At 49.3% G+C, this 25,797-nt stretch carries 22 protein-coding genes; 14 read left to right on the forward strand and 8 right to left on the reverse strand.

Annotated features, from left to right (window positions below):
- Positions 1-160: 160 nt before the first annotated feature.
- The 6 genes from Q1B04_RS02345 to scpA all read left to right on the forward strand — a co-directional run bounded on the left by Q1B04_RS02345 (position 161) and on the right by scpA (position 7,630).
- Positions 161-1,561, forward strand: a complete 1,401-nt coding sequence (locus Q1B04_RS02345) for a T9SS C-terminal target domain-containing protein (protein WP_299755074.1) — start codon at positions 161-163, stop codon at positions 1,559-1,561.
- A gap of 88 nt (positions 1,562-1,649) precedes the next feature.
- Positions 1,650-2,447, forward strand: a complete 798-nt coding sequence (locus Q1B04_RS02350) for a hypothetical protein (protein ID WP_299755076.1) — start codon at positions 1,650-1,652, stop codon at positions 2,445-2,447.
- Between the two features lie 129 nt (positions 2,448-2,576).
- The gene (locus Q1B04_RS02355) at positions 2,577-2,957 is read left to right on the forward strand and encodes a DUF1232 domain-containing protein (protein ID WP_299755079.1); all 381 of its coding nucleotides are present in this window, start codon (positions 2,577-2,579) and stop codon (positions 2,955-2,957) included.
- 87 nt (positions 2,958-3,044) lie between these two features.
- Positions 3,045-4,892 carry a methylmalonyl-CoA mutase family protein gene (locus Q1B04_RS02360; protein ID WP_299755081.1) on the forward strand — a complete coding sequence of 616 codons (1,848 nt, stop codon included), beginning with the start codon at positions 3,045-3,047 and terminating at the stop codon, positions 4,890-4,892.
- Positions 4,873-5,322, forward strand: a complete 450-nt coding sequence (locus tag Q1B04_RS02365; RefSeq protein WP_299755084.1) for a nuclear transport factor 2 family protein — start codon at positions 4,873-4,875, stop codon at positions 5,320-5,322. The genes Q1B04_RS02360 and Q1B04_RS02365 overlap by 20 nt, the downstream gene beginning before the upstream one ends.
- A 154-nt stretch (positions 5,323-5,476) precedes the next feature.
- The gene (scpA, locus tag Q1B04_RS02370) at positions 5,477-7,630 is read left to right on the forward strand and encodes a methylmalonyl-CoA mutase (protein ID WP_299755086.1); all 2,154 of its coding nucleotides are present in this window, start codon (positions 5,477-5,479) and stop codon (positions 7,628-7,630) included.
- 161 nt (positions 7,631-7,791) lie between these two features.
- On the opposite strand, the gene Q1B04_RS02375 is transcribed toward scpA, so the two are convergent.
- Positions 7,792-8,331, reverse strand: coding sequence for a transposase (locus Q1B04_RS02375; RefSeq protein ID WP_299755089.1), 540 nt, complete (start codon positions 8,329-8,331; stop codon positions 7,792-7,794).
- 234 nt (positions 8,332-8,565) lie between these two features.
- Here Q1B04_RS02375 and Q1B04_RS02380 point away from each other — a divergent pair, with 234 nt between their 5' ends.
- The 4 genes from Q1B04_RS02380 (at position 8,566) to meaB (ending at position 13,175) form a co-directional block, all read left to right on the forward strand.
- Entirely contained in the window at positions 8,566-8,961 is a 396-nt protein-coding gene (locus tag Q1B04_RS02380) for a hypothetical protein (RefSeq protein ID WP_299755092.1), read from the forward strand.
- Between the two features lie 69 nt (positions 8,962-9,030).
- Positions 9,031-10,650 (forward strand): alpha,alpha-trehalase TreF, encoded by a 1,620-nt coding sequence (gene treF, locus Q1B04_RS02385; RefSeq protein ID WP_299755095.1) that lies wholly within the window; start codon positions 9,031-9,033, stop codon positions 10,648-10,650.
- 263 nt (positions 10,651-10,913) lie between these two features.
- Positions 10,914-12,035: a hypothetical protein gene (locus Q1B04_RS02390; RefSeq protein WP_299755097.1), complete on the forward strand. Its 1,122-nt coding sequence runs from the start codon at positions 10,914-10,916 to the stop codon at positions 12,033-12,035.
- 159 nt (positions 12,036-12,194) lie between these two features.
- Entirely contained in the window at positions 12,195-13,175 is a 981-nt protein-coding gene (gene meaB, locus Q1B04_RS02395; protein WP_299755099.1) for a methylmalonyl Co-A mutase-associated GTPase MeaB, read from the forward strand.
- A 597-nt stretch (positions 13,176-13,772) separates the two neighbouring features.
- Here meaB and folB read toward each other — a convergent pair.
- Genes folB through Q1B04_RS02410 form a run of 3 tightly spaced genes read right to left on the reverse strand, consistent with a single transcriptional unit; the run spans position 13,773 to position 16,046 of the window.
- On the reverse strand, positions 13,773-14,129 hold the full coding sequence (gene folB, locus Q1B04_RS02400) for a dihydroneopterin aldolase (protein WP_299755101.1): 357 nt from the start codon (positions 14,127-14,129) through the stop codon (positions 13,773-13,775).
- A gap of 6 nt (positions 14,130-14,135) precedes the next feature.
- The gene (locus tag Q1B04_RS02405) at positions 14,136-15,122 is read right to left on the reverse strand and encodes a DivIVA domain-containing protein (RefSeq protein WP_299755103.1); all 987 of its coding nucleotides are present in this window, start codon (positions 15,120-15,122) and stop codon (positions 14,136-14,138) included.
- A 3-nt stretch (positions 15,123-15,125) separates the two neighbouring features.
- Positions 15,126-16,046: a WD40 repeat domain-containing protein gene (locus Q1B04_RS02410; protein ID WP_299755105.1), complete on the reverse strand. Its 921-nt coding sequence runs from the start codon at positions 16,044-16,046 to the stop codon at positions 15,126-15,128.
- Positions 16,047-16,151: 105 nt separating this feature from the next.
- On the opposite strand from Q1B04_RS02410, the gene Q1B04_RS02415 reads away from it, so the two are divergent.
- The gene (locus Q1B04_RS02415; protein ID WP_299755107.1) at positions 16,152-16,802 is read left to right on the forward strand and encodes a 4'-phosphopantetheinyl transferase family protein; all 651 of its coding nucleotides are present in this window, start codon (positions 16,152-16,154) and stop codon (positions 16,800-16,802) included.
- 12 nt (positions 16,803-16,814) lie between these two features.
- Positions 16,815-17,396, forward strand: coding sequence for a thioredoxin family protein (locus tag Q1B04_RS02420; protein ID WP_299755109.1), 582 nt, complete (start codon positions 16,815-16,817; stop codon positions 17,394-17,396).
- Positions 17,397-17,476: 80 nt separating this feature from the next.
- Here Q1B04_RS02420 and Q1B04_RS02425 read toward each other — a convergent pair whose 3' ends face one another.
- From Q1B04_RS02425 to Q1B04_RS02440, 4 genes are all read right to left on the reverse strand, one after another.
- A complete protein-coding gene (locus Q1B04_RS02425) occupies positions 17,477-18,325 on the reverse strand; it encodes a transglutaminase-like domain-containing protein (RefSeq protein WP_299755111.1) in 849 nt (282 codons plus the stop codon).
- Between the two features lie 128 nt (positions 18,326-18,453).
- Complete coding sequence (locus Q1B04_RS02430) at positions 18,454-20,082, reverse strand: carboxyl transferase domain-containing protein (protein ID WP_299755113.1); 1,629 nt, start codon at positions 20,080-20,082, stop codon at positions 18,454-18,456.
- Between the two features lie 97 nt (positions 20,083-20,179).
- Positions 20,180-21,265 (reverse strand): MlaD family protein, encoded by a 1,086-nt coding sequence (locus Q1B04_RS02435; RefSeq protein ID WP_299755116.1) that lies wholly within the window; start codon positions 21,263-21,265, stop codon positions 20,180-20,182.
- 12 nt (positions 21,266-21,277) lie between these two features.
- Positions 21,278-22,060, reverse strand: coding sequence for an N-acetylmuramoyl-L-alanine amidase (locus Q1B04_RS02440; RefSeq protein WP_299755118.1), 783 nt, complete (start codon positions 22,058-22,060; stop codon positions 21,278-21,280).
- A gap of 73 nt (positions 22,061-22,133) precedes the next feature.
- Here Q1B04_RS02440 and Q1B04_RS02445 point away from each other — a divergent pair, with 73 nt between their 5' ends.
- Entirely contained in the window at positions 22,134-24,824 is a 2,691-nt protein-coding gene (locus Q1B04_RS02445) for a putative LPS assembly protein LptD (protein WP_299755120.1), read from the forward strand.
- Positions 24,825-24,901: 77 nt separating this feature from the next.
- Positions 24,902-25,720 (forward strand): 3-methyl-2-oxobutanoate hydroxymethyltransferase, encoded by an 819-nt coding sequence (panB, locus tag Q1B04_RS02450; protein WP_299755123.1) that lies wholly within the window; start codon positions 24,902-24,904, stop codon positions 25,718-25,720.
- Positions 25,721-25,797 lie beyond the last annotated feature (77 nt).

The raw sequence follows: 25,797 nt of genomic DNA on the forward strand, positions 1-25,797 counted from the left end.
AGTTACCAGCCTCCCCAACACCAACCAAGTTGTATAGGTTCTGAGGAGGAGCGGCAAAGGAAAATTGCGGGTATAGCAAATTATAATTAAATCAATAAAACATTAACTTATTGGCTAGTAATGATGTATATTGTAGCTGTACCTGCTTAACTCCTCCTCTATGAAAACCAAACTGCTTATCAGCGTTTTATCGCTGCTGCTTCTTCTGCCTATACTTGTGCAGGCCACACATATAAAAGGCGCCTACATTAGTTATACCGTTGATCCGCAGAATCCCAGAAATTTTAACTTTACGCTAACAGTCTATACCAATCACTCCTCTCCTGCTGAAGACCCGGAAGCAGTTATGCACATGGGCGATGGAAATACAGTAATTGTACCACGCAACACCGTAGCTAAGTATGACAAGGATTATGATATCGAGCATTTCCACTGGACTTACACCTATAATATACCCAACCACTACACTGTAGTTTGGGCTGGCGAAAACAGAAACAACAGCATTCTTAATATCCCGGCCCCATCAGATCAAGTAGGTTTTTATACTTATACAACAGTTAACGTAAACCCGCTGAGCAGCAACCGGCATGGCATAAACTTAGCTGGCTTACCCTTACTGGAGGGGGTGGTGGGCAAACCTCTCCGGCATAATTTTGCAGCTTATGATGCCGACGGCGATAGAATCATTTATCAGCTTGTTGCCCCAAAAAAAGAGGATGCCGCAGGTAAACTGGTGGATATTGCCGGCTATACCTTGCCAGAGGGGTTAACCCTGGATGAATACGGGGAACTGATATGGGATGCACCTGCCGTAGTGGGCAGGTATACCATAGCCATTCAAACAATCGAGTACCGCGATGGCGTTGTGCAAGGTTTAGGTGTTGCAGACTTTGAAGTAACCATAGTTGATAAGGACAAAAAGCCGCACCTGGAACTGCTGAACAAAAACCAGCTCTCTCAGAACGATGACGGCTCCGTAAAAGTGATGCCGGGTCAGCCGCTTAAGCTAGAGTATTTTATGCGCCGACACCCGGATAGCAACGCACCTGCCCTACCTAAGCTTTACAGTGAGCTTGATACACTGGACCTGCTGCCTATCAGCATAGCAATCCGCGACTCTGCCGATGGACATGCTATTACTATCTCTTTTACTCCTGGGGAGGAACTGGTGCGGGAGCAGCCTTATATAGTTGCTATGTCGGCGATGGCTCCAGAGAAAGCCAATTGGTCTAATGGCGATCTGTTTGCTGGCACCAACTGGGAATTTACTTACCTATACATTGGAGATGCTGAACCAACTGCCTCCGAAGATGAGTTGAAAGGGGCCGGCTTTATACTTTACCCAAACCCAGTTGCCGATCAGTTTGCAGTAGAAGCACCTGACATGCCGGGCATGTTCTTACACCTGCTCGATGCCGGCGGCAAGAAAGCAGGCGTACTGCGGCTAAAGCCGGGCAAGAACACTTTCACCAGGCCTGCCTCACTTTCCGCAGGTTTATACTTTTATACTATCTACAGCCGCTATAAACCCGTTGGCAGCGGCAAACTGGTGGTACGGTAAAAAGAAAATCACGTATCGTTAAGAAGCCGTTTGCTCTAAAGGTAAAAATGTTATAACTTTTAGAGCATCTTCACCTTAAATTACTCCTATGATCAAAACAGCTATTAAACTTTTTGCCCCTGCTTTTGTGCTACTCCTCGCTTCAGGCGGAGCCGATGCACAGTCTATACTTTCAGGGAAGGGCAATTCCATGCCTGCCTACATCGGCGACCTTGCCACTAATGTAGGAACCGGCCTTGGGCAGTATCGCTCTGTGCGCACTGATGCCCTGGATGTAGTAACTCCGTCCGTAATCGGTAATGTTTACCTAACAGACAGTTGGGCTTCCGGTGAGTTATTCATAACGCTCAACCGTGTGCTTGAGGCAGAAAGGTTTAAGTATGATATTGAAAACAACCAGTTTCTCATCAATACAGAAAATACCCCAGAACCAACTCCCGACCAGCTCCGAGTTATTAACAGCGCCACAGTAGATGCCTTTAAGCTACATGACCGAGCTGCCGGCGAGAGGCTTTTTCTAAATGCTGCCAACGCTGGCTTAACCCTAGCAGGAGCTCCCGCAACAGGCTTTGTTGAGGTACTCATCAGCGATGAAGGGATGAGCCTGTTTCGGATGCTAGACACCGAAACGATTAACGCAAACTATAACGTGGCCTTTAATGCGGGTACTAAAAGTGATAGAATTGTAAAGAAGGAGTCATTTTACATAAAAAAAGGAGGTGAACTCAACCTTCTGGAGATCACCAAAAAGAAAAAGCATAACCTGGCTTTGTTTGGAGACAGGCAGCAAGCTATGCAGACATTCCTTAAAAAGAACAATACTAAGTTCACATCCGCTCCAGACCTGGTGCAGTTGGTAAGTTACTATAACTCGCTATCTAAATAAAAGCTAGCAACAAGGGCAGCCGCTATGGTTGCCCTTGTTGCTTCTGGCAAGTATAAACCTCCCGCCAAGCCTTGTTCTCAGTTTTATACTTCCTGCTTACTTTGTGCCTCATCTCCCGTACAACCAACCATGCTTCGGAAATGGAAAGAGCTTGTACGAAAACTGAAAGAGGATATTTATACTTTATACCTTGCCTCCAAGGACCCGCGCATGCCCTTTGCCGCAAAAGTAATGGTGCTGGTTACGGTGGCGTACGCCTTCAGCCCCATCGACCTGATTCCGGACTTTATACCGCTGATTGGTTATCTGGATGATTTACTGCTACTGCCACTGGGCATCTGGCTTTCCATTAAGCTGATTCCGCCGCCCCTGCTAGACTACCACCGCCACAAGGCCAGGGAGCAGATGCATGAGCGGCAGCCCAATTATGTGATGGCCGGCGTAATTGTTATACTCTGGCTGCTGGTGGGTTACTGGATGTACCAAGCCTACCAAGAACGCTTGAACTGAAGCATGGCACAAATCAGATATAGCACTGGATCTGCCTTACATCGTATGGTATAAAAGTCTATCTTTACATAAAATTACAACAAAAGCATGATGACTGACGAGCAGCAAAACCAAGAGCGCCTGTTTGCCGAGTTCACGCCAGGCACAACGGCTGATTGGGAGCAAAAAGCACGCAAGGACCTGCGCGAAACGCCTCTGGAGAGCCTTACCTGGCATACCTACGAGGGTATCGACATAAAACCATACTATGCCAAAGAAGATATTGCCGATTTGCCCTTTGTGCAGCAGAGGCCCGGCGACTTCCCGTTTCTGCGCGGCAACAAAACCGGTAACAACGGCTGGCTGAACGTGCAGCAAATAGAAGTGCAGGGCGATAGCAAACATGCTATAGAAAAAGCCGCTGACGCTTTACAAAGGGGAGCAGAGGGAATCTACTTTATAGTGCACAACCCAGAGCTTTTTGATGCTGCTTATCTGGTGAATAAAATCGACCTGACTAAGAACGCGATCAGCTATGCTGTTAAAGAGCAGCCAGACTGTTTGTTGCTAAAGCTATACCAGGAACTGGAGGCGCACCAAATTTCGCATCGGAACCTGAAAGGCTTTATCAATTTTGATCCGGTTTCTGTCAAGAGCAAGATCGACCACGAAGAGAGCAGAGCGATAATCAAGGTACTGGAGCTGACAAAGGATAGTCCGGATTTTTACGGCATCACCGTAAACGGCACCAGCTTTAGCAGTATTGGCGCCTCCATTACCCAAGAAATAGCCTATACTTTAAATACAGCCGTAGCTTACCTGGACAAGCTCACAACTGCCGGCGAGCCGCTGGAGACGGTGCTGCGCAACATGCAGTTCGTAATGGCTTCGGGCACCAACTACTTTTTCGAGATTGCCAAGCTGCGGGCGCTGCGCCTGCTGTGGGCCGCTGTGGTGGAGGCTTATAAGGCAGAACCGGCACTGGCCGCCAAACTACGCATCCACAGCGCCACCTCCAGCTGGTACCAAACTACCCTGGACCCTTATGTGAACATGCTGCGCACCACCACCGAGGCTATGGCCGCTGTAATTGCTGGCTGCGATTCGCTGACCGTGTTGCCGTTCGACAGCACGTTTAAGAAATCAGACGAGTTTTCAGAGCGTATTGCCCGCAACGTGTCTACTATCCTGAAGGAGGAAGCGTACCTGGATAAAGCCGTAGACCCGGCCGCTGGGTCTTATTACCTGGAGTCTCTCACGAATGCGCTGGCTCAGAAAGCTTGGGCACTATTTAACGAAGTAGAACAAAAAGGCGGCTTTGAAAAGGCTTATGACAGCGGGTTTATACTTGGCAGCATCACGGAGGTGAGCCGCCGTAAGTTCCGCAATATTGCCACAGGCCGCGATGTGCTGGTGGGCACCAACAAGTATCCGAACCCGAAGGAAAGTATAAATTTTGATCCGGAGGAGTTAATCCAAAGCGCAGATTTCGACACCACCCGCGCCGCCTACCCTACGGAGGTAATGCGGATGGCTACAGAATTGCACCAACGTAAGCGCAAGCGCCGCCCGAAGGCTATCGTTGCCGTGATCGGCCACACAGAAGAACGCCATGTGAATGCTACGTTTGCGCAGGAGTTCTTCAGTTGTGCCGGCTTCGAGACAGTGCAGCAGCAGTTCGCCTCCGTAGAAGAGGCTTCCGACAAATTGACGGGCAGTGCTGCCGAAGTGGTGGTGGTGTCGTCGTCGGAGGCAAATTACGTGCGCGAGTTCGGCCCAAGGTTACGGAACCATCATGCAAAGCCAACCATCATACTGGCCGATGACCCGCAGCACATGAAAGAAGAGATGATGGCCAATGGCTACGATGAGTTCATTTTCGAGGACTGCGATATGAAGAACTTGTTAGCTGCGGTGCAGCGACGCCTGGCTCAAGATGACGACAATAATGCGTAAGCTATACTTTATCCTGCTGCTGATGACTGCTACTACACTTTCTGCTTTTGCCATGCCCAAAGGCGATGCCGTACAAGAAGTAAAAAAGGCGCTGGAAGGGCAGATTTTTGCCTGGAACAACGGCGACCTGGAAACCGCGATGACCTATTACTGGAACTCGCCGGACATGCTTTGGATCAGTAAAAACGGCACTGACAAAGGCTACCAGGAAGTGTACGACATGTTTCTGCAGGATTTCAAAGACCGCAGCAAAATGGGCGTTTACACATATGAGCCGCTGCACATTGAGCAGGTATCCAAAGAGGCCGTATACTTTGTTTTCCGCTGGAAAATAGCGCTGGATGGTAAGCAGCTGATGGGCGGTGTATCCTCGCAAGTATGGAAGAAGCTGAACAGCCGCTGGGTAGTAACATCGGAGCACGCGAGTTAAGATTAATAGTGAATCAGCGAATGAGTGATTGAGTGTATGAACTAAAGTTATACTTCACCAACAACTCATTCTGAACAATAGACAATGATTTTGATGAGCGGATGAACGGGAAAAAACTCACTCATTCACTCAAACACTCATTCAAAATTAAAACATGAAGCCTGACTTTTCTAAAATAGATATAAACAAGGTAACCGCTTCTGACAAAGCGCCTAAGGACCCGTTGCAGCCGAGCACCTGGAAAACACCCGAGCAGATAGACGTAAAAAGCTTTTACACGTCGGAGGATGCCGCGCACTTTGAGCACACCGGGTTTGCCGCTGGCTTGCCGCCATACCTGCGCGGCCCCTACAGCACCATGTATGTGCAAAAGCCCTGGACAATACGCCAGTACGCCGGTTTCTCTACTGCCGAGGAGAGCAACGCCTTTTACCGCCGCAACCTGGCGGGCGGACAGAAAGGACTCTCGGTAGCGTTTGACCTGGCCACGCACCGCGGCTATGACTCCGATCACCCGCGCGTGGTAGGCGATGTGGGCAAGGCCGGGGTAGCCATCGACTCGGTAGAGGACATGAAGATCCTTTTCGACCAGATTCCGCTGGACCAGATGTCGGTTTCCATGACCATGAACGGCGCTGTGCTGCCGATCATGGCCTTTTATATTGTGGCCGCCGAGGAACAGGGCGTGAAGCCGGAGCAGCTGAGCGGGACGATTCAGAACGACATCCTGAAGGAGTTTATGGTGCGCAACACCTACATCTACCCGCCAGAGCCAAGTATGAAAATCATCGCGGATATCTTCGAGTATACCTCCAAGAACATGCCGCGCTTCAACTCCATCTCCATCTCGGGCTACCACATGCAGGAGGCCGGCGCCACCGCCGATATTGAGCTGGCCTATACTTTGGCCGACGGTTTGGAGTATGTGCGCACTGGCCTGAAAGCGGGTATGGACATAGATGATTTCGCGCCGCGATTATCCTTCTTCTGGGCCATCGGCATGAACCACTTTATGGAGATTGCTAAGATGCGCGCCGCACGTATGCTGTGGGCCAAACTCATCCAACAGTTCAACCCGAAAAATCCGAAATCGTTGGCCTTGCGCACGCATTGCCAGACATCCGGCTGGAGCCTAACCGAGCAAGATCCGTTCAACAACGTAACCCGCACCTGTGTGGAAGCATTGGCCGCTGCGCTTGGTGGTACGCAAAGTTTGCACACGAATGCTTTGGACGAGGCCATTGCCCTGCCAACCGATTTCTCGGCTCGGATTGCCCGCAACACACAGATTTACCTGCAACAAGAAACCAACATCAACAGAGTAGTAGATCCGTGGGGCGGCTCATACTATGTGGAGGCGCTGACGCACGAGATTGCGCACAAAGCCTGGGCGCTGATGCAGGAGGTGGAAGAACTGGGCGGTATGGCTAAGGCTATTGAAACCGGTCTGCCGAAAATGCGCATCGAGGAAGCCGCTGCCCGTAAGCAGGCCCGCATCGACTCTGGCAAAGATGTGATTGTGGGTGTGAACAAGTATAAGCCGAGCCAGATTCAGGAAATTGATATTCTGGACATTGACAATACCGCAGTGCGCGAGTCGCAGTTGCGCAGGCTGGCAAGTATAAAAGAGAGCCGTGATGAAGGTAGTGTGTTAAATGCATTACAGGCTTTAACCGATGCGGCTGAATCCGGTGAGGGCAACCTGCTGGAACTGGCCGTAGAAGCTGCCAGACGCAGAGCTACTTTAGGCGAGATTTCCGATGCGTTGGAGAAAGTATTTGGCAGACATAAAGCAGTAATAAGAGCAATATCAGGCGTGTATTCCGCAGAACTATCCGATGACGAAAACTTCGAACGCGCCAAAGCCATGGCCGATCAGTTCGAGGAATTAGAAGGCCGCCGGCCACGCATCATGGTCGCCAAAATGGGCCAGGACGGCCACGACCGCGGCTCCAAAGTAATTGCCACCTCCTTCGCCGACCTCGGTTTTGATGTGGATATTGGGCCGCTGTTCCAGACCCCAGCCGAAGTAGCCATGCAAGCCGCCGAAAACGACGTGCACGTGGTAGGTGTTTCCTCGCTGGCAGCCGGCCATAAAACGCTGGTACCTCAACTGATCGAGGAGCTCCGTAAACTCGACCGGGGGGATATTCTAGTGATTGTGGGCGGTGTGATTCCTGCGCAGGACTACGACTTCCTTTTTAAAGCTGGCGCCGTGGGTGTGTTCGGACCTGGTACCATCATCTCGGTAGCTGCACAGAACATCCTGGAGAAACTGATTGAAGGAGTTAAAGAGGTAGGCAGTTAGAGCGTTTAGGAGATAAAAGTATAAGCCGCAGTTGATTTGTTCAGCTGCGGCTTATACTTTTATCTCCTACCGGCGCGGAGCTTAGCTCCGTGACATGCAATAATAGCGAATCTAAGACTCGCCTTTATCTGCTAGCACGGAAGCAACTTTCGCGCTAGGTATTACTCGATCAGCACTACGTCTAACTTTCCCTTTTCACCGGCATAATCCCTGGCGCTGCTGTAATACCAATGCTCTGGCTCCTCCACAAAACCAGCTTTCACAGGGTTCAGGTGCAGGTAGTCTAATTTCTGATCCATCATCTGGTTATCGTGCAGTAAAATGGGGTAATACCCAGGCTGCCAAAACTTATACTTCTCGTATCTGCTGCTTAGCTCTCCCGCTGAGTTTATCAACCATAACAGCCATCTTTTTCTGCTTTCCTGTGGGTTTTGCTTGATCGATTTATATAGCTCCTTCGAAGTATACTTTTTGAAATCTCTTATAGTGTTTGCCAGTACCGGAGATGAGCAAATAAGATGCAGGTGGTTGGTCATGATACACCATGAGAGGGTCAGGTTTTTCTCTTTTTGGCAGTAAGCAAGGCTGGTACAGATAATTTCACAGTAGTCGCGGCGCGTAAGCACATCAGCCCACTGAACTATAGATATGGTGACGAAGTATATACCCTCCGTATCTTTTGCCTTGTACTTTTCGCTCATAAAAAGCAGCACGAGGAACTACAAAGATAAGTTGCATGCTTTTTGAGTTTCATGGCGCGGAAGTTACTTCCGTGCTTACAGATAAAAGCGAATCTAAGATTCGCATCAATACTTTGCCACGGAGCTAAGCTCCGCGCCAGAGCATTGCCATACTTATAGAACAGCTGCGGCTTTTTCCAAACTTTATACTTCAGCGCTGGTTTTTCATCAGCATAACTATTTACCTTAGCCCTTATGAAGATAAAAACAATATTGATAGCCCTGGCCATTGCCCTCATCGGCTGGTTCATCTACGACACACTGTCTATACCTAGTGTAAACGATTTGAAGGGCAATTTTAAAGAGATAGCCATGTACCGAAACGAGAATAATACTGGCCCCATCACCCGCATCTATGCCGTTAGTGTAGAGGATACGCTCTGGACACAGATGCAGGCCTACGGCGACTTTATGCCGCATACTAAGTATGGCAACACCAAAGTATATTACTTCTTGAATATTAATCCCTTACCCAAAAAATTATATTCTGGCAAGCAGAACTTTGAAGAACGATTTCAAGAATATACTGTAGCCAAATACGAAAAAGATGCCATGGGCCAGGTTTCGTTTGTACGTTACCCCTACGAATAGTATACTTGCCACCTTGCTTCTGAAACACGTATGAGTATTTAATCACTTACAAAAAAAACAGAGCATGACATGAGGATTACTTTTAGCACTCTAATTTTTTATCTTCTGCTACTACTACCATTCACCTTCGTTATACAGCCGCTACGGGCGCAGGAGCTTTACAGACCGGAGCAGGATTTAGGTGAGCTGTTCGAGCAAGTGCAGCTGCATCATGTTTTCCCGGACTCTAAAACCTTTCCGGATGCTGTGCCACTGGCGCCTCCAAAACAAATTCTGGAGGCTTACAGGCAACAGAAAAACCAGCCGGGCTTCAGCTTAGAGGCTTTTGTAAAGGAGTATTTCCAGATGCCTCCGCAGCCGGCCTCCGGCTTCACCACCGACACCAGCCTGTCGGTAACACAGCATATTGAGCGCCTGTGGCCTATACTCACGCGCGAACCCGGCGCCGACGGCGGCTCCCTGATTCCGCTGCCGAAGAAGTATATTGTGCCGGGTGGCCGCTTCCGCGAGATTTATTACTGGGATAGCTTCTTTACCATGCTTGGCTTACAGGCCAGCGGCGAAACGGAGCTTATCCAAAGTATGGTTGATAATTTTACGCACCTGATTAACACCACCGGCCATATTCCGAACGGCAACCGAACCTACTACCTCAGCCGCTCACAGCCACCGTTCTACGCGCTTATGCTGCGGGTACTGGCACAGCAGAAAGGCCGGGAGGTGCTTAAAACCTATGCCCCTACCCTGCGGCAGGAGTATGATTTCTGGATGGACGGAGCCGATCAAGTATCAGCCGCCAACCCGACGCACCGCCGCGTAGTGCGCATGCCCGATGGCAGTATTCTGAACCGCTACTGGGATGACCAGCCGGAGCCGCGACCAGAATCGTACCGCGAGGATGTGGAGCTGGCACAGGAGTCAGGCAGAAACCCTGAGGAGATTTACCGCAATATTAGGGCTGCCGCTGAGTCTGGTTGGGATTTCAGCAGCCGCTGGTTTGCCGATGCGCAGAACCTCAGCACTATCCACACCACTGATATCATTCCTGTAGATTTAAACGCGCTGCTTTACCACGTGGAACTTACGCTGCAGGAGATGGCCGTATTAAACGGCAACAAAGCTGAAGCCAGGGAATTTGAGCGCCGCGCCAAAGCACGCCGCGATGCGCTGCTGAAGTATAACTGGAGCGATGAGGCTGCCTTTTTCTATGATTATGATTTTGTGAAAGGCACTACTACTAATATTCCTTCGCTGGCGGCTGTATTTCCGCTTTACTTCTGTATGGCTAATAAGAAACAGGCTAAGGCCGTGGCGCAGAAGCTGGAAGAAGATTTCCTGCAGCCGGGTGGTTTGGTAACGACATTGCACCGCACCGGCCAGCAGTGGGACGCGCCAAACGGATGGGCACCGCTGCAGTGGATGAGCATTCAGGCGCTACGCAACTACAAGCATGATAAATTAGCCAATACCGTGGCGCAGCGCTGGGTCGAGTTAAACGAGACCGTGTTCCACAACACAGGCAAGCTGATGGAGAAGTATAACGTGACGGACATCAGCCTGCAGGCTGGCGGTGGCGAGTACCCGAACCAGGATGGCTTTGGGTGGACTAACGGTGTGCTCCTGAAGCTTTTCTCATTGCACCCGCAACTCCTAGAGGCAGAGCTGCAGGAGCTAGAGTTGCAGAGGTAAACCACAGATCATTTTTATTGACTTCAAAACAGAAAGAGGCGCTAGTTAAGCGCCTCTTTCTGTTTTGAAGTAGCTCTTCAGCAGCAGCATAACCATAAAAGAAACCGCACCCTCTCCTAAGCTTAGAACAATTCTGCTCAGGCAAGCCCAAAGTATGACAACCTCTCTTTAAGCAACCTTAAATTAAAAGTGAATAAACCGCTACTTCTATACTTGGCACTACGTTTGCAATTACATCATTAACAAGAGCAAACCATCAACCTATGAGAAGATTAAGACTCCTTGCCGCCGCCGCTATACTTTCGCTCAGCAGCTTTGCAGCACTGGCGCAGGGCGAGCGTGATAATTGGTACTTTGGCAAAGGTGCCGGCATTATTTTTAAAGGCGACTCCGCTACTGCCACCAACAGCAGGTTATTTACCGAAGAAGGCAGCGCCACCATATCCGACGCCGAGGGAAACCTGCTTTTCTACACCAACGGCATTACCGTATGGAACCAAGAGCACCGCGTTATGCCCAACGGCAATGGCCTGATGGGCGGCAAGTCATCCACACAATCGGCACTTATACTTCCGAAGCCCGGCAGCGATAACATCTATTATATCTTTACCACCGATATCCAGGCGCAGTCCAATGGCCTTCGCTATACTGTGGTAGACATGGCAAAGCAGGAAGGCAAAGGAGACATCACCTCCAGAAACAACTTTCTGATTGCTCCGGCTACCGAAAAGTTAAAAGCCGTGCGCCACAGCAACAACAAAGATTGGTGGGTTATTGCGCATCGCTGGAACAGCAACGGGTACATGGCTTTTTTGGTAAATGAGCAAGGGGTGGAAACAAAGCCCGTTTTGAGCATGGTGGGCACTGTGCACGGCGGACCTAACCGAAAAGCTATCGGCTACCTAAATGCTTCGCCGGACGGCAGCAAACTGGTGTCTGCGCTTTGGGATGCCGAAAGTAACTTTGAGATACTAAACTTCGACCGCAGCACCGGCAAGGTATCTGATCCTATACTTTTGAAAGGCTTTGAGGAAGCTTACGGTGCAGTGTTCTCACCGGATGGCACCAAACTTTACGGCACGGCAAACGGTATAGGCGGCGGCAAGGCACAGGTGGTTCAGTTTGATTTGAAAGCTGGCGGACCGGAGGCTATTGCTAAGTCGGCGGTGGTGGTTGGCACATCGCAAAGCCGCCGTGTAGGGGCGCTGCAGGTGGGGCCTGACGGTAAAATCTACGTAGCCCGCCAAGATAATTATTACTTGGGCGTCATCAATAACCCAAATGCAAAAGGTGAAGCAGCCAACTATGTAGATGATGGCTTTCACCTAGGCAAGCAGAAAAGCGACCTGGGCCTTCCAAACTTTGCGCAGGGCCTCAGCAAGTAAAGTATATTTTATAACTAGGAATCAAGGCTAGCTTTTTGCATAGAGGCTGGCCTTATTTTTTATACTTATAAGTATGATTTATACTTAAGATGGCGTGGCAACCTATAAATCTTATTTTTGTAAAAGAGTATGATTTATTCACCTCAAACCTTAATTCCCTTGGCCAAACGATTCAGTCCTGAAAAATATGTAGAAGGAATTTTAGCCGGCGACCGTGTGATGCTGAGCCGTGCTATTACGCTGGTGGAAAGCAGGTTGGCCTCCGATCAGGAACTGGCGCAGAAAGTGATTAATAATGTACTGCCGCATGCCAGAAATTCGGTGCGCATAGGTATAACCGGTGTACCAGGGGTTGGGAAGAGTACGTTTATCGAGGCCTTCGGCAATTATTTAATTAGGAATCAGGGTAAGAAACTGGCCGTACTGGCCATAGACCCAACCAGCCAACGCTCCGGCGGCAGCATTCTCGGCGATAAAACCCGCATGGATTCTCTATCAACCAATCCTCAGGCTTTCATTCGACCTTCGCCTGCCGGCAAGTCTTTGGGAGGCGTGAGCCGCAGCACCCGTGAGAGCATTATACTTTGCGAGGCCGCCGGTTTTGACGCCATCTTTGTGGAAACAGTGGGTGTGGGCCAGTCGGAGACGGCAGTGCACGCCATGGTGGACTTCTTCCTGCTGCTGATGCTGGCTGGTGCCGGTGATGAACTACAAGGCATTAAACGCGGCATCATGGAAATGGCTGATGCCATTGCTATCACCAAAGCCGACAGCGAAAACATTGTAAAGGCCAAAGCCGCTCGAGCCGAATACCAAAACGCGCTGCACCTATACCCGCTGTCCGGCTCCGGCTGGATGCCTAAAGTCAGTACCTGCTCCGCCCTACAAAATACCGGCCTCGACACTATTTGGCAGACAATTGCCGATTACCTGAACCTCACCAAAAGCAACGGCTACTTTGAGAAAAAGCGCCACGACCAAAACCTGCAGTGGATGTACGAAGCTATACGCCAAGGTTTAGAAGACAATTTTTATGCCCACGAGCAGGTAAAACAGCAACTGCCAGGTATAGCCGAAGAAGTAAAAACTGGTAACAAATCGGCCTTTGCGGCAGCAGTAGAGTTATTGAAGTTGGTGTAAGTGATCATCCAACCACCCCTAGCCCCTCCTTGTCTAAGGCGGGAAGTTTTACCTCACCCCAACCCTCTCCTTTTCTCGAGGGCCCCTACCCCCAAAACAAGGGAGCGAGTACCTGCAGCGCCGGGTCCAACCACCCCTGCCCCTCCTTGTCCAAGGAGGGGAATTCTGTTGAAGCTCCGTCAGCACCGGCTATCGAAAACTGATCCCAGCCTTTGGGTTGAGCGCCTTGTAGATTTCTGGTTTCGCTTCAGCGAAATTGCGACGAAGGAGCAAAGGAAATGTACACAGCGCGATGCCCGAAGGCGAGGCCTCCCTTAAAGAGGGCCCCTCCCCCCGCCTTGAGGGAGCCAAAGCTAGAGATGTAACGAGCAGGATGTAAAGCCGTGGATAAGCAGCAGCTAGCAAGTATAGCTTCTTTCCAGTTGCAGAGAACAGCGGCTAAAGTATAACTCTTCAGGCCTGTTGAGTTGCAAACTCAACACCATAAAAAGACACATATATAAATACTTGCACCAGCAGCTAAAGTATAAACTCCTCCTAAAACAAAAGCAGCTGACTCAAACCTGAACCAGCTGCTTTTCATCAATAAGTAAATTTCTATCTTGCTTCCTGCAGACTAACTTTAGCCCATTTGCAGATGCCGCCAAGCGGTGGATTATACTTGTACACGTTCACCTTCACCGACTGCACAAACGGAAAACGCTCGTATACTTTGTCGATGATGCGGTGGCCAAGGTGCTCCAGCAGACGGGCCTGAATCTTCATTTCCTCCAGCACTAAAGCATAAAGCACCTCGTAATTTACGGTTTCGTGTAGGTTGTCAGATTCGGCAGCGCGGCGCAGGTCAGTGTTAATTTCCAAATCAATACCATACTTGTTCCCGATCTTCTGCTCCTCGTCGTAGTATCCGTGGAAGGCAAAGAACTCCATGCCCTCCAGCATAATTTGCCCCACTGCCGCTTAGCCTATTTCGTCAAAAAAAGAACCACCGGATTTTGGCTGAACAGCAGCACCATTGGCAGCAAACGCATTACGAGATGGCTCTGTCATTGGGGGCTGTATTTCCGGAGTGTCTGGCTGAACGGGCTGTATTTCCGGCACAGGCTGCTCAATATCTGGCGCTGGTACGCGGCCCGGATAGTCTGGCGACGGCTGCTCTATCTCCGGCGACGGCACGTTCGGCACCGTTGGCTCTATAGGAGTCGGTACTTCTGGTTTTGGCTGCGTTACGTCCGGTGCCGGATCGCCTAGCGGGTCGTAACCATTTGTGTTCTGCACCACAGCCACAGGCGCATTAGCTGCCGTAGACTCTGGTAATTGATATGAAGTGTTGTCTGATGTCTTATCCATGTCTTTCAAGTTTTTGAGCAGCTCCGAACTTGTTACTTCTGTGTTGGCTGCTTTTGAAAGAATACTGTGTGTGCCTGCTTTAGGTTTTGCCTTTGCTTTGTCGGCGTTCTCCAGCGTTTCGTTGGCCAGGTTGCGCAGGTCGCGTACCAGGTGATCCATGTAGTTCTCCATTTGGCGGCACTCCTGGTCCAGCGACTTAACGTGCTGCTGCATTTCGGCAATTACACGCTCAGATTGGCGCTGCGCCTCCTCCAGCATCTGACGGGCCTCGTTGCGGGCCTTGCTCATCATCTCATCAGCTTTCAGGCCAGACTCACGGGCCTGAAGCTCAGCAGATTTCTTGGCCTGCTCCAAAATGCTGTTGCCGGTGTCTTCGGCAGTTTTAAGGGTTTTGTAAAGCGATGACTCCACCTCGCGCAGCTTTTGGGTTTCGCGGTGTGCAGCGTCCAACTTCATGCGCAGGTCTTTGTTCTCATCCTGCAGCTTTTCCCACTGCTGCGAGAGCGTCAGCAAAAATGCATTTACTTCATCCTTGTCTAATCCTCTAAATGCCTTCTCAAAAGTTTTTTGCCTGATCTCTAACGGTGTAATCTTCATAACTCAAAAATTTATATCCCAAACCGAAATGGTGCGGTCATCGCTACACGAAACTAACTGATTCTGGTGAGCCGACCAAAATAATTTATTTACCGAGGTGCCGTGGCTGGCATGGCGCACTTTATCAATCACTTTCAGCAACTTAAAGGTCTGCGCATCCCATACTTTTATGGATTTATCCATGCTGCAGGTGGCAAAATATGCACCGCCCGGGCTGTAAGTTATATGGTTGATGGTGTACATGTGCGCGATCAGGTATCCCTGCTCTGCATACTGCTGCCCTACCTCCCACACCCGCAAATGTGCATCGCGGCCACCGCTCAGCAGCAGCTTTCCGTCCGGTGAGTAGGCTAAGGTGAACACAGAATTAGTATGCGAGGTAAGTTCATACTTCAGGTTCATACTTTCAGCATCAAACACCCGGATGGCATGGTCGCTGTAGCCAACGGCCAGTTCGCTGGTATATTTGTTATAAGCTATGCTACGGGCGCTTTTTTCAGCTTTCTGAATGATAGTCTGCAGCTCAAAACTCTCCCCGTTCAGCACGGCCACGCCTCCGTTCCCCATCCCAACAAATATTTTGTTTGCCTCTGAAGTATAAACAATATCAAAAATGGGCACCTTCGGGAGTGGCACAGACTTCAGTATCTTTTTGCTTTCTAAATCTATAACCTGTACGCCCTCTGTGTTTTGGCCGATCAGCAGCAGGTGCCGCTCCGGTAGGTAGCACAGCGCGTACACCGAGGAGTTTACCCGCGCCACCAAATCACCGTTCTCCGGGTCCGAAAGGTTCCAGGCCACCACCATGCCATCGCCGGCGGCTGAGAAAAAAAGATGCTCCTCGGCTGCCTGCTCCAACGTATACACACAGTCGCGGTGCCCCGTAAGGGTTGCCTTTTTCTCAACTTGTACTTTGCTTGCCATGCTGCCTATACTCTGGTTTCTTTAATTTTAGCCTAAATTTACAACAAATACAGCTAAACAGCCGTGCCATACTTTTAAAAACGCTGCAACCGCACATTATTGCTTATGCCCCTACTGTACATTAAAAAACTCGACGAACACACTAAACTGGGCCTTTGGGAGCTGACTGAACCCATGGAAGAGCTGCGGGAGGCACTACCTTCTTACGTGGCGGTGGAGGAGCGCCTGGAGAAAGTGCACCCCAAACGGCAGCGGGAGTGGCTGGCCAGTAGGGTATTAGTTTACAAGATGTTACAGGAGTTCACGTCACGGCCAATCCAGCTGCTGCGTAACCAGTACGGCAAGCCATACTTTCCTGATTCCCGTTTTCATGTCTCCATTTCACACTCGCCGCAATTGGCCGCAGTTATACTTTCAGATAAGTATGAGGTTGGCATAGATATTGAACTTATATCCTCGAAAGCGCTGCGCGTGCAGGACAAGTTTTTGACGGATGGAGAGAAAGCTTATACTTTAGCCAACGAAAAGAACACCTGCCTTTACTGGAGTGCTAAGGAAACTTTGTACAAATTATACAGCCGTAAGCAGCTGATTTTTAAGGAGAACCTACAGATAGCGCCTACTAATGAGCCAAATAAGCTACAAGGCCGCGTGAATACTGAAAATTTTTCTAAATTGTATCAGATTCATTTTGAAGCGCTGCTAAAACATGTACTCACCTACTGCATAGATAAGCAGCCTGACCCCACAAACTAAAAACACATATATATGAAACAGTTATTCTCTTTTGTTACAGCTTTTCTGCTTTCGGCTGGCGTTTTTGCCCAATCCGGAGTATATAAAGTGGGCGATAACGTGGCTGATTTCAAGCTGCAAGGCACCAATAACCAAAGCATTGCCCTCAGCGATTTGGCGGATGCCAAAACCGTGGTGCTGGTATTTACAAACAATCAATGTCCGTACGCTAAACTTTACGAGAGCCGCCTAGTAACTCTGGCCAGCAATTATGGCGCGAAGGGCGTTCAGTTTTTGTTTATCAACCCAGGTGCCGGCGATGCTGGCGAAACTTTGCAGGACATGAGTGCCAGGCAGTACAGCCCATACCTTGCTGATGAAGGGCAACAAGTGAGCAAGCAGTTTGGCGCCACCAAAACCCCGGAGGTATTTGTGCTGCACAACAACGGCGGTGAGTTTACTTTAAAGTATAAAGGTGCCATTGATGACAATCCTCAGATGGAGAGCGGCGTGAAGAATTTCTACCTCCGCAGTGTAATAGACGAAATCCTGGCTAACCGACCAGTGTCTGCCGGTGATAAGCGTGCAACAGGCTGTTTGATTAAGAAGTACTAAAACACATTATAAAGTATAAAACGAGAGGCCGCCCTTGATGCAGGGGCGGCCTCTCTTTTTATACTTTGTAATATTAAAGATCAAATGGCTAAACCTTCATCTGTAATAGCATCCAACAGTTTATTTACCTCTGTGGCTTTCTCCGGGTCATCCATTTTCTCAAAAGAGAACGCCAGGTTACGCAGGGCGCGTTTCACGATATCGAGGTTATCACAAGGCTCGTAGAAGATGTCCACGGGGTTTAGGTTCAGCTGCAGAATGTAATTATCTATATCGGCTTTGCTAAGAATCAGGCCTTTGTTATACACGTTTATATAAAACTGCATATCGCCCAGTTTATACGTGAGTATAAATAGGTTAGGCAGATTTACCCCATACACCGGCATACTTAAGCGTTGCGCCAACGTCATGTAAATAACGCAAAGTGTTAGCGGGTTGCCGCGCTTTGTCTCCAGCACCAGGTGCAGCATAGAGTTAGCCGGCGAGTGGAAGTTCTTGGTATTAGCCGAAAAACGCTTCTCCCGAAACAACACATTGTTCAAAGATTTTACCTGATCGTACGGGTGCATCTCATCCTTCATGTGCGTCCAAGCATCAAAGTATAGCTGATCTATAGCTTTGTTGATGGTGGCAAAATCTACGTCAGGGTATAAGTATGAATTCACCAGAAACATCCCCTCCAGCAGGTTCTCAGCGCCACTTGCTTTCCAGGCTTGCAGGCGCTTCGTTAGGCCGTCATACTGCAGGTTATGGATCAGGTCTTCTATCTTCTTCTGCAGGTCTGCGTTGAGGGTCTCCTCCCACTCTTCCTCCAAAAAAGGTATAATCCCCTCGCCCAAATAAGCAATCTGCTTCTCCACATACGCTGCCACATCATAGTCGCTGTCATCTAGCAGCGAGATCAGCGCCTTAATTTCTCCCTTTGTCACAATATTCTCCGATATTTAAGCTAATCAACACTACAAACCAGAAAGCCTAAGCCATACAAGTCTTCTACAGAAACAACAAAGTCTTTCCGGTTTATAATTCATTCATCTCAATGCATTATTGAATAGTATCACGTCTGGATTACACCTACGTTATATGGCTTTTCGATTGGCGCATGATTAGCCGCCTCTATCCCCATCGAGATAACCTTACGCGTCTCCAACGGATCAATGATACCGTCAACCCAAAGGCGGGCAGCGGCATAATACGGCGAAAGTTCCTCGTTATACTTATTGGTGATGCGCTCCAGCAGTTCCTGCTCCGCCTCCGGGGTAACCTCCTCGCCTTTCGCTTTTTTAGAGGATACCTCTATCTGCAGCAGCGTTTTGGCCGCAGCTGCACCGCTCATCACAGCCAGCTGCGCTGTTGGCCACGAGTAGATCAGACGCGGGTCGTAGGCTTTGCCGCACATGGCGTAGTTGCCGGCCCCGTAGCTGTTGCCAACCAGAATCGTGAATTTAGGCACCACGGAATTAGACATGGCACTTACCATTTTGGCTCCATCCTTAATAATGCCGCCGTGCTCTGATTTACTGCCCACCATAAAACCGGAAACATCCTGCAGAAACACCAACGGAATCTTCTTTTGGTTACAGTTCATGATAAAGCGCGCGGCCTTGTCGGCAGAGTCGGAATAGATAACGCCGCCCATCTGCATCTCGCCTTTCTTGCTCTTCACAATTTTGCGTTGGTTGGCTACAATGCCCACTGCCCATCCATCAATGCGAGCCAGTCCGCAGATTAGTGTTTGGCCGTAAAGGTCTTTGTAAGGCTCAAACTCCGAGTTATCTACCAGGCGCAGGATGATGTCCATCATATCGTATGGCTTTACACGGTCTGAAGGCAGCAACCCGTAAATCTCTTTTTCATCCTGCATTGGGGCAGCTGGCTCCACACGGCTAAAACCTGCTTTAGGTTTCTCGCCCATTTTATCAAAGATGTTGCGGATGTGGTCCAGTGCCTCTTTATCGTCTTTGCACTTATAGTCTGTAACTCCGGAGATCTCAGAATGCGTTGTTGCGCCGCCCAGCGTCTCATTATTTATACTTTCGCCGATGGCGGATTTAACTAAATATGAACCGGCCAGGAAAACCGAACCAGTGCCTTCCACAATCAATGCCTCATCGCTCATGATCGGCAGGTAAGCACCACCGGCCACGCAGCTGCCCATGATAGCGGCAATCTGCACAATGCCCATCGAGCTCATCACGGCATTGTTGCGGAACATGCGCCCGAAATGCTCTTTGTCCGGAAATATCTCGTCCTGCATCGGCAGGAATACGCCGGCGCTGTCTACCAGGTATACGATGGGCAGTTTATTTTCTATAGAGATTTCCTGGGCGCGCAGGTTCTTCTTGGCAGTAATCGGGAACCAGGCGCCGGCTTTTACCGTGGCATCGTTGGCCACCACCACACACTGGCGGCCCTTGATGTAGCCAATGCCTGTCACCACGCCACCGCTTGGGCAGCCTCCCACTTCCTTATACATGCCTTCGCCGGCAAAAGCGCCAACTTCCAGAAACTCGCTGCCTTCGTCCAGCAGGTAGTCTATACGTTCGCGGGCGGTCTTTTTACCTTTGGCGTGCTCCTTCTCAATGCGTTTCTCGCCGCCGCCCAGGTGTACTTTTTTCAGTTTGCTATTCAGCTGAAAGATCAGCTGCTTCAGTGCGTCTTCGTTTTTGTTAAACTCGATGTCCATTCAGGGTTAGGTTGATTAGTTTCAGGTAAGTATAAAATGCGAAAATCCGCCCATAAAAGCGGATTTTACAAATATAAGAATTTCACTTGTAGCTTGCTTAATTATTGCCTGAACGGCCTGTCCCGGCTGCTCCCTGCCCGCTAGTCTCTTTAGGCACAGGCACATAAACCGTATCCGGCACAGTACGAAACTCCTCCGGATGCCTTTCCTGCAGCTCTTTCACCTCGTCTAAGGTTATAACACGGCCTGTTTCGTCTACTTTATACTTGTCTTTGCGGCCAAACACCGAGAAGCTCACATAGCGTTTAGGGTATGCCTGTATATCCCGGAGCAACAAATTCAACGCTTCAGTGGAGCGGTTCATGTTCTCATACAGCTGCTCATCGTGCATCAGTTTACCAATGGAGCCTTCTTCAGAATTCAGCTTGGCAGCGGCAGACTGCAGTTCCTTCACCGCCTCATTTGCATTACTTACCAGTTGGTTGATTTCTACCTGCTTCAACGTGTCGGTGATCTCGGCCATGTTCAGCGCCAGCCTGTCTATGTTGCGCTGTGTTTTCCGGAGTGAGTTCGTCAGGTCGTTAATGTTGCTGGTGATCTGGTTGATGTTTTTCTGGTTTGCTTTCAGGATCTCATTTACCGATGCTGAGGTGGCGGCGGTATTGGCCAATATCTCTTGCAGGTTGTCTTTTGCCTCGCTATCCAGGAGCCTGTTCACACGGGCCAGGGTGGTATCCACCTTGTCGATGATAGGCACAGTTTTAGTGGAGATCATCTCTGTGATGCTGCTCTGCATAAAAGGGATCAGCGTCTCGCCTCCTTCATACGTGTTGGTGCTGTTACCTAAGTATAATGTTATGGCTTTGCTGCCCAGCAGGTCGGAGTTGCCGAGTGCGGCAATGGTTGAGTCGCCTATCTGCAGGTCTTTCAGCACCTCTACTTCTACCTGCACCTTGTTCTGGTTTTCGGTCATTAGCCGCAGATGCTGCACCGTACCAACCTGAATACCATTCAAAATAACCGGGTTTGAGACAGCCAGGCCATCAACATTGTCATAGACGACAAAGTACCTGCGCGAGTCAGAGAAGACGTCTGAACCCTTCAGGTACATAAACCCGAAGTATAGTATGGCAATCGCTACAATTCCCAGTAGCGCAACTTTGATTTCCTTTGATATTTTCACGTGGGGGTGTGCTTAGTTCATAGCCTCAAGCTCTTGTTTATACTCCTTGAAGGCACGATATATACCTGAAGCAATATACGATTGCCCGGTCTTATCGTTAAGAAATTTTTCTTCGGTAGGGTTGGTTAGGAAACCGCACTCAATAAGCACGCTTGGCATATAGGATTTCCAAAGCACTAAAAAGCCTGCCTGCTTTACGCCACGGCTCTTTCGGCCCGCTTTGGTACTGAACTCACGCTCTACTTTTTCGGCAAAACGAAGGCTGTTATCGATGTAAGCACTTTGGTGCAGGGCAAATAAAATATGGCTCTGCGGGGAGTTAGGGTCAAAGCCATTGTAGTTGGCTTCGTAATCATCCTCGTGCAGGATTACCGCATTTTCACGCTTGGCTACCTCCAGGTTCCCGTTTGAAGTATGAAGGCCCATCGTGTAGGTCTCGGTGCCATAAGCCGTGGATGGGCCAGCGTTTAAGTGTATAGAAATAAACAGATCTGCGTTGTTTTTATTCGCGATTCCGGCTCGGTCTATCAACTCCACAAATTTATCTTCGGTGCGGGTGTAAACAACTTTTACCCCGGGCACGTTCCTTTCAATCAGGCCGCCTACCTGTTTGGCAATGTCAAGGGCAACGATGGCTTCATGCGAGAATTTACCGTTACAACCAACATCCTTGCCGCCATGGCCAGCATCAATTACCACGGTGCGTAACTTGTACTCTTTCTTGAATTCAAGGGTGTTGGAAGAGCACAGTAAAAAAACAAAAGCTAAAACGGAAACAGTAACAATATTTTTCACAACGCTCGTTAGTTAAAAGCTAAAACAATAACTTTGTACAAATTAAGTAAACTTTTAGGGAACTCTGAAGAAGTTGCGCCACTACATTTTCATTTTTTTGCTGCTACTGCAGTTCGCTGTACTTTTCTCCCCGCTGGCTAATGCTCAGCGAGTGCCTACCCCCGCTGTAGCACCGCAGGACACCCCCACGGTAGCCTCGCAAGACACCGCCCTGGTTGCCGGGCAGGATTCTCTGAACCTGGCCGCTCCGCAAGGCGATATCGCGACTACTATCAAATATTCTGCCAGAGACTCCATGCAGTTTGAGGTAAACCGTAAAGTAGTGCATCTCTACGGCGACGCCAAGATCAACTACGGAGATATGAACCTGGAGGCTGCCTATATCCAGATCAATTACGAAACAAATACGCTTACCGCCACCACGCTCCCAGACTCCACAGGAAAGGAAGCCGGAACCCCTGTTTTTACACAGGGCGCCGAAACTTATGCCGCTAAGCGAATTGCCTATAACTATAAAACCCGGAAAGGCCGCATTTCTGAAGTTGTAACGCAGCAAGGAGAGGGATACATACACTCAGAGGTAGTAAAACGGAACGAGAACAACGAGTTTTTTGGATTACACAACAAGTACACCACCTGCAACCTGGAGCACCCCCATTTTTACATCAACGCTGGCAAGATAAAAGCCATCCCGAACGATAAGGTAATGGCAGGGCCGTTCAACCTTGTAATTGGTGATATACCTACACCCCTCGGCTTTTTGTTTGGCCTCTTCCCTACCCCTAAAAGCAATAGGTCTTCAGGGGTGATTGTGCCGAGCTACGGAGAGAACACCAGAGGCTTTTTCCTCAATAACGGTGGCTACTACTTTGCCTGGAACGATTATATGGGCACCAGGCTAACCGGTGATATCTACTCGCTGGGCGGCTGGAATGCAGAGGCAAGCACCGATTATATTAAACGCTACGCCTACCGTGGCAACTTCCGCTTCACCTTTGATAATTTCAAAAACGATGAGGCCGATGTTGAAAGCTCTAAGACAACAGATAATCCGCTGAGCCAACTGCCATCTTCTAGGCAGACGTTTTGGATAAACTGGAGCCATAGCCCTGTTACCAAACCGGGCCGCGGCTCTTTTAGCGCCAGCGTAAATGCCGGTAGTGCGCTGCATCAGCGTATAAACTATAACAACTCCACTCAGTACCTTTCACCTACCTTCAACTCGAATGTTTCATATCAGAAAACTGTTCCAAACTCACCCTTTAGCTATACTATAAAGGCGAGCCAAGGACAGAGCACGCAGTCTGGAACGATGAACTTCGTATTGCCAGACCTTAGCTTTAGCATGTCGCAGGTGTCGCTGTATGATCTGTTCTCGGATGTGCAGGGCACTAATAAGTGGTATGAGAAATTCACGCTTTCCTATAATGTCAGAGCTTCTAATACCATCTCTAACGTGCAACCTGCCCGCAGACGCTCAGACTTTCCGCTGCTGGAAGCTTCTGACGGAGATACCATTGACGTGAATTTTGATAACCTGCAGCGCCTGTGGGAAAGCGGGCAGAAAGAGGCAGTACACGCTTTCGGCATCGGTTTAGGTAATTACAAGGTATTCCGCTTCTTTAACTTTAGCCCTAGCGTAAATTATAGCGAAACCTGGCTGGATGAAAAGTACTCCTTCTCCTTTAACCCGGACTCGCAGCGTGTTGACATAGATACGACTAATTTCGGGCGGGTGTACCAATACAGCGCCGGCGCCAACCTAAGTACAACCATTTACGGCACTGTAAACTTTAAACCGGGCGGTAAAGTAGAAGCTATCCGGCATCTGGTTAGGCCGAGCATCAGCTACAGTTACCGCCCTGATTTTGGGGATGAGCGCTTTGGCTTCTACCAGCGCACCTTAGTGGGCACCAACACAGCCACCAACCAGGCTGTTTATCAGGATTTAGGGCGCTTCAGATCAGGGCTTCCGGCTACAGGCCTCAGCTCTGCGCTTAGTTTCAGCATTGATAACAGTGTGGAGATGAAGGTGAAGGCAAAGAGCGACACGGCGGAGGTAAAATCCGAGAAGGTAAGTATAATTGACAACCTGCGTGTAAGCTCCGGCTACGATTTTGCCCGTGACTCCCTGAAGTTATCCGCAATCAGAATCTCATTAAACACTAAGCTCTTCAAGTTCATTAACATGAACTTCAACTCAACCTTAGACCCTTACGCAGTAAATGACAGCACCGGCCAGACCATAGACAGATATTATTTTGACTTACCAAAAGGTAGGCTTGGCAGGATAACGAACGCGGGCCTGAACTTAACGGCAAGCCTGAACCCGGAAGCATTCAGGTCAGCAGAGGCAACACCTAATAACCTTCCTTCTCTGGACCGGGAGCCGTTTGACCCGTTGCTGCCGCAGTACGTGGACTTTAAGATTCCGTGGACGCTGAACCTGAACTACACGCTGAACTACAGCAGAACCTTCGGCCTGACAGGCAACACCAACCTGACGCAAACAGTAGGCATAGATGGATCTCTGAATGTGACTGACAAGTGGAAAGTAACTTACAATGCTACTTACGATATATCGAACCAGAACATCTCCTACGCCAACGTTCAGATTTACCGCGACCTGCACTGCTGGGACATGAGCATCGGTTGGGTACCGTTTGGCCTGTTACGCGGCTACAACCTGACCATAAACGCACGTTCTTCGCTGCTGCAGGACCTGAAACTGACCAAACGCAGCAATACCGGATACTCATACTAAACAAAAACAGCCACACCAAAATGTGGCTGTTTTTGTTTCTAGATTTTATAGCTTTACATCTAAAACCACAGCAAGCTATGTCAGTCCATAAAAACGATATAAAGAAAGTAACTACGCACCAGTTGCAGAACATGAAGGAGCGTGGCGAGAAAATCTCTATGCTTACTGCTTACGATTACTCTATGGCCACCATTCTGGATGCTGCTGGAGTAGACGTACTGCTGGTAGGCGACTCGGCGTCTAATGTAATGGCCGGCCACGAAACAACGCTGCCCATTACGCTGGACCACATGATCTACCATGCCTCTTCTGTTATTAGAGGTGTTCAAAGGGCCTTCGTGGTAGTAGACCTGCCGTTTGGTTCGTATCAGGGCAACTCCTCAGAAGCACTGCGCTCTACTATCCGTATTATGAAGGAGTCTGGCGCGCACGGCGTCAAGCTAGAGGGTGGTGCCGAAATCAAAGAATCTATCACGCGTATACTTAGCGCAGGCGTTCCGGTGATGGGGCACCTAGGTCTAACGCCGCAATCCATTTATAAATTCGGCACATACACGGTTCGCGCGAAAGAGGAGGCTGAAGCACAGAAGCTGATAGACGATGCGCTGCTGCTGCAGGAGTTGGGTTGCTTTGCTATTGTATTGGAGAAAATACCTTCTGAACTTGCCAAGCGTGTAGCAGAAACGCTGCAGATACCGATAATTGGTATAGGCGCTGGTCCGCACGTAGACGGACAGGTGCTGGTAGTGCACGATATGCTGGGCATTAATAAAGAGTTTAAACCCCGTTTCCTGCGCCGTTATGCTGACCTGCACGCTATTATGACGGATGCCGTTCAGAATTACGTGAAGGATGTGAAGAGCAAAGATTTCCCAAGCGAGAAAGAAGCGTACTAAAGCTTATGAGTTAAAAAGTTTAGGAGTTAAAAGGTTATATATTGACACCTTTTGAAGTATAGCTTTTTAACTCTGTA

The sequence above is a fragment of the uncultured Pontibacter sp. genome, assembly GCF_947495565.1.
In the GTDB taxonomy this organism is placed as follows: domain Bacteria; phylum Bacteroidota; class Bacteroidia; order Cytophagales; family Hymenobacteraceae; genus Pontibacter.

Excerpts from the sequence above, each read along its gene's own strand:
- Q1B04_RS02345 (WP_299755074.1), top strand. The coding sequence starts at position 161 with ATGAAAACCAAACTGCTTATCAGCGTTTTATCGCTGCTGCTTCTTCTG.
- Q1B04_RS02420 (WP_299755109.1), top strand. The coding sequence starts at position 16,815 with ATGAAACAGTTATTCTCTTTTGTTACAGCTTTTCTGCTTTCGGCTGGC.
- Q1B04_RS02365 (WP_299755084.1), top strand. The coding sequence starts at position 4,873 with ATGACGACAATAATGCGTAAGCTATACTTTATCCTGCTGCTGATGACT.
- scpA (WP_299755086.1), top strand. The coding sequence starts at position 5,477 with ATGAAGCCTGACTTTTCTAAAATAGATATAAACAAGGTAACCGCTTCT.
- Q1B04_RS02405 (WP_299755103.1), bottom strand. The coding sequence starts at position 15,122 with ATGAAGATTACACCGTTAGAGATCAGGCAAAAAACTTTTGAGAAGGCA.
- Q1B04_RS02380 (WP_299755092.1), top strand. The coding sequence starts at position 8,566 with ATGAAGATAAAAACAATATTGATAGCCCTGGCCATTGCCCTCATCGGC.
- Q1B04_RS02415 (WP_299755107.1), top strand. The coding sequence starts at position 16,152 with ATGCCCCTACTGTACATTAAAAAACTCGACGAACACACTAAACTGGGC.
- Q1B04_RS02375 (WP_299755089.1), bottom strand. The coding sequence starts at position 8,331 with ATGAGCGAAAAGTACAAGGCAAAAGATACGGAGGGTATATACTTCGTC.
- panB (WP_299755123.1), top strand. The coding sequence starts at position 24,902 with ATGTCAGTCCATAAAAACGATATAAAGAAAGTAACTACGCACCAGTTG.
- treF (WP_299755095.1), top strand. The coding sequence starts at position 9,031 with ATGAGGATTACTTTTAGCACTCTAATTTTTTATCTTCTGCTACTACTA.
- Q1B04_RS02350 (WP_299755076.1), top strand. The coding sequence starts at position 1,650 with ATGATCAAAACAGCTATTAAACTTTTTGCCCCTGCTTTTGTGCTACTC.
- Q1B04_RS02410 (WP_299755105.1), bottom strand. The coding sequence starts at position 16,046 with ATGGCAAGCAAAGTACAAGTTGAGAAAAAGGCAACCCTTACGGGGCAC.
- Q1B04_RS02355 (WP_299755079.1), top strand. The coding sequence starts at position 2,577 with ATGCTTCGGAAATGGAAAGAGCTTGTACGAAAACTGAAAGAGGATATT.
- Q1B04_RS02430 (WP_299755113.1), bottom strand. The coding sequence starts at position 20,082 with ATGGACATCGAGTTTAACAAAAACGAAGACGCACTGAAGCAGCTGATC.
- Q1B04_RS02390 (WP_299755097.1), top strand. The coding sequence starts at position 10,914 with ATGAGAAGATTAAGACTCCTTGCCGCCGCCGCTATACTTTCGCTCAGC.
- Q1B04_RS02360 (WP_299755081.1), top strand. The coding sequence starts at position 3,045 with ATGATGACTGACGAGCAGCAAAACCAAGAGCGCCTGTTTGCCGAGTTC.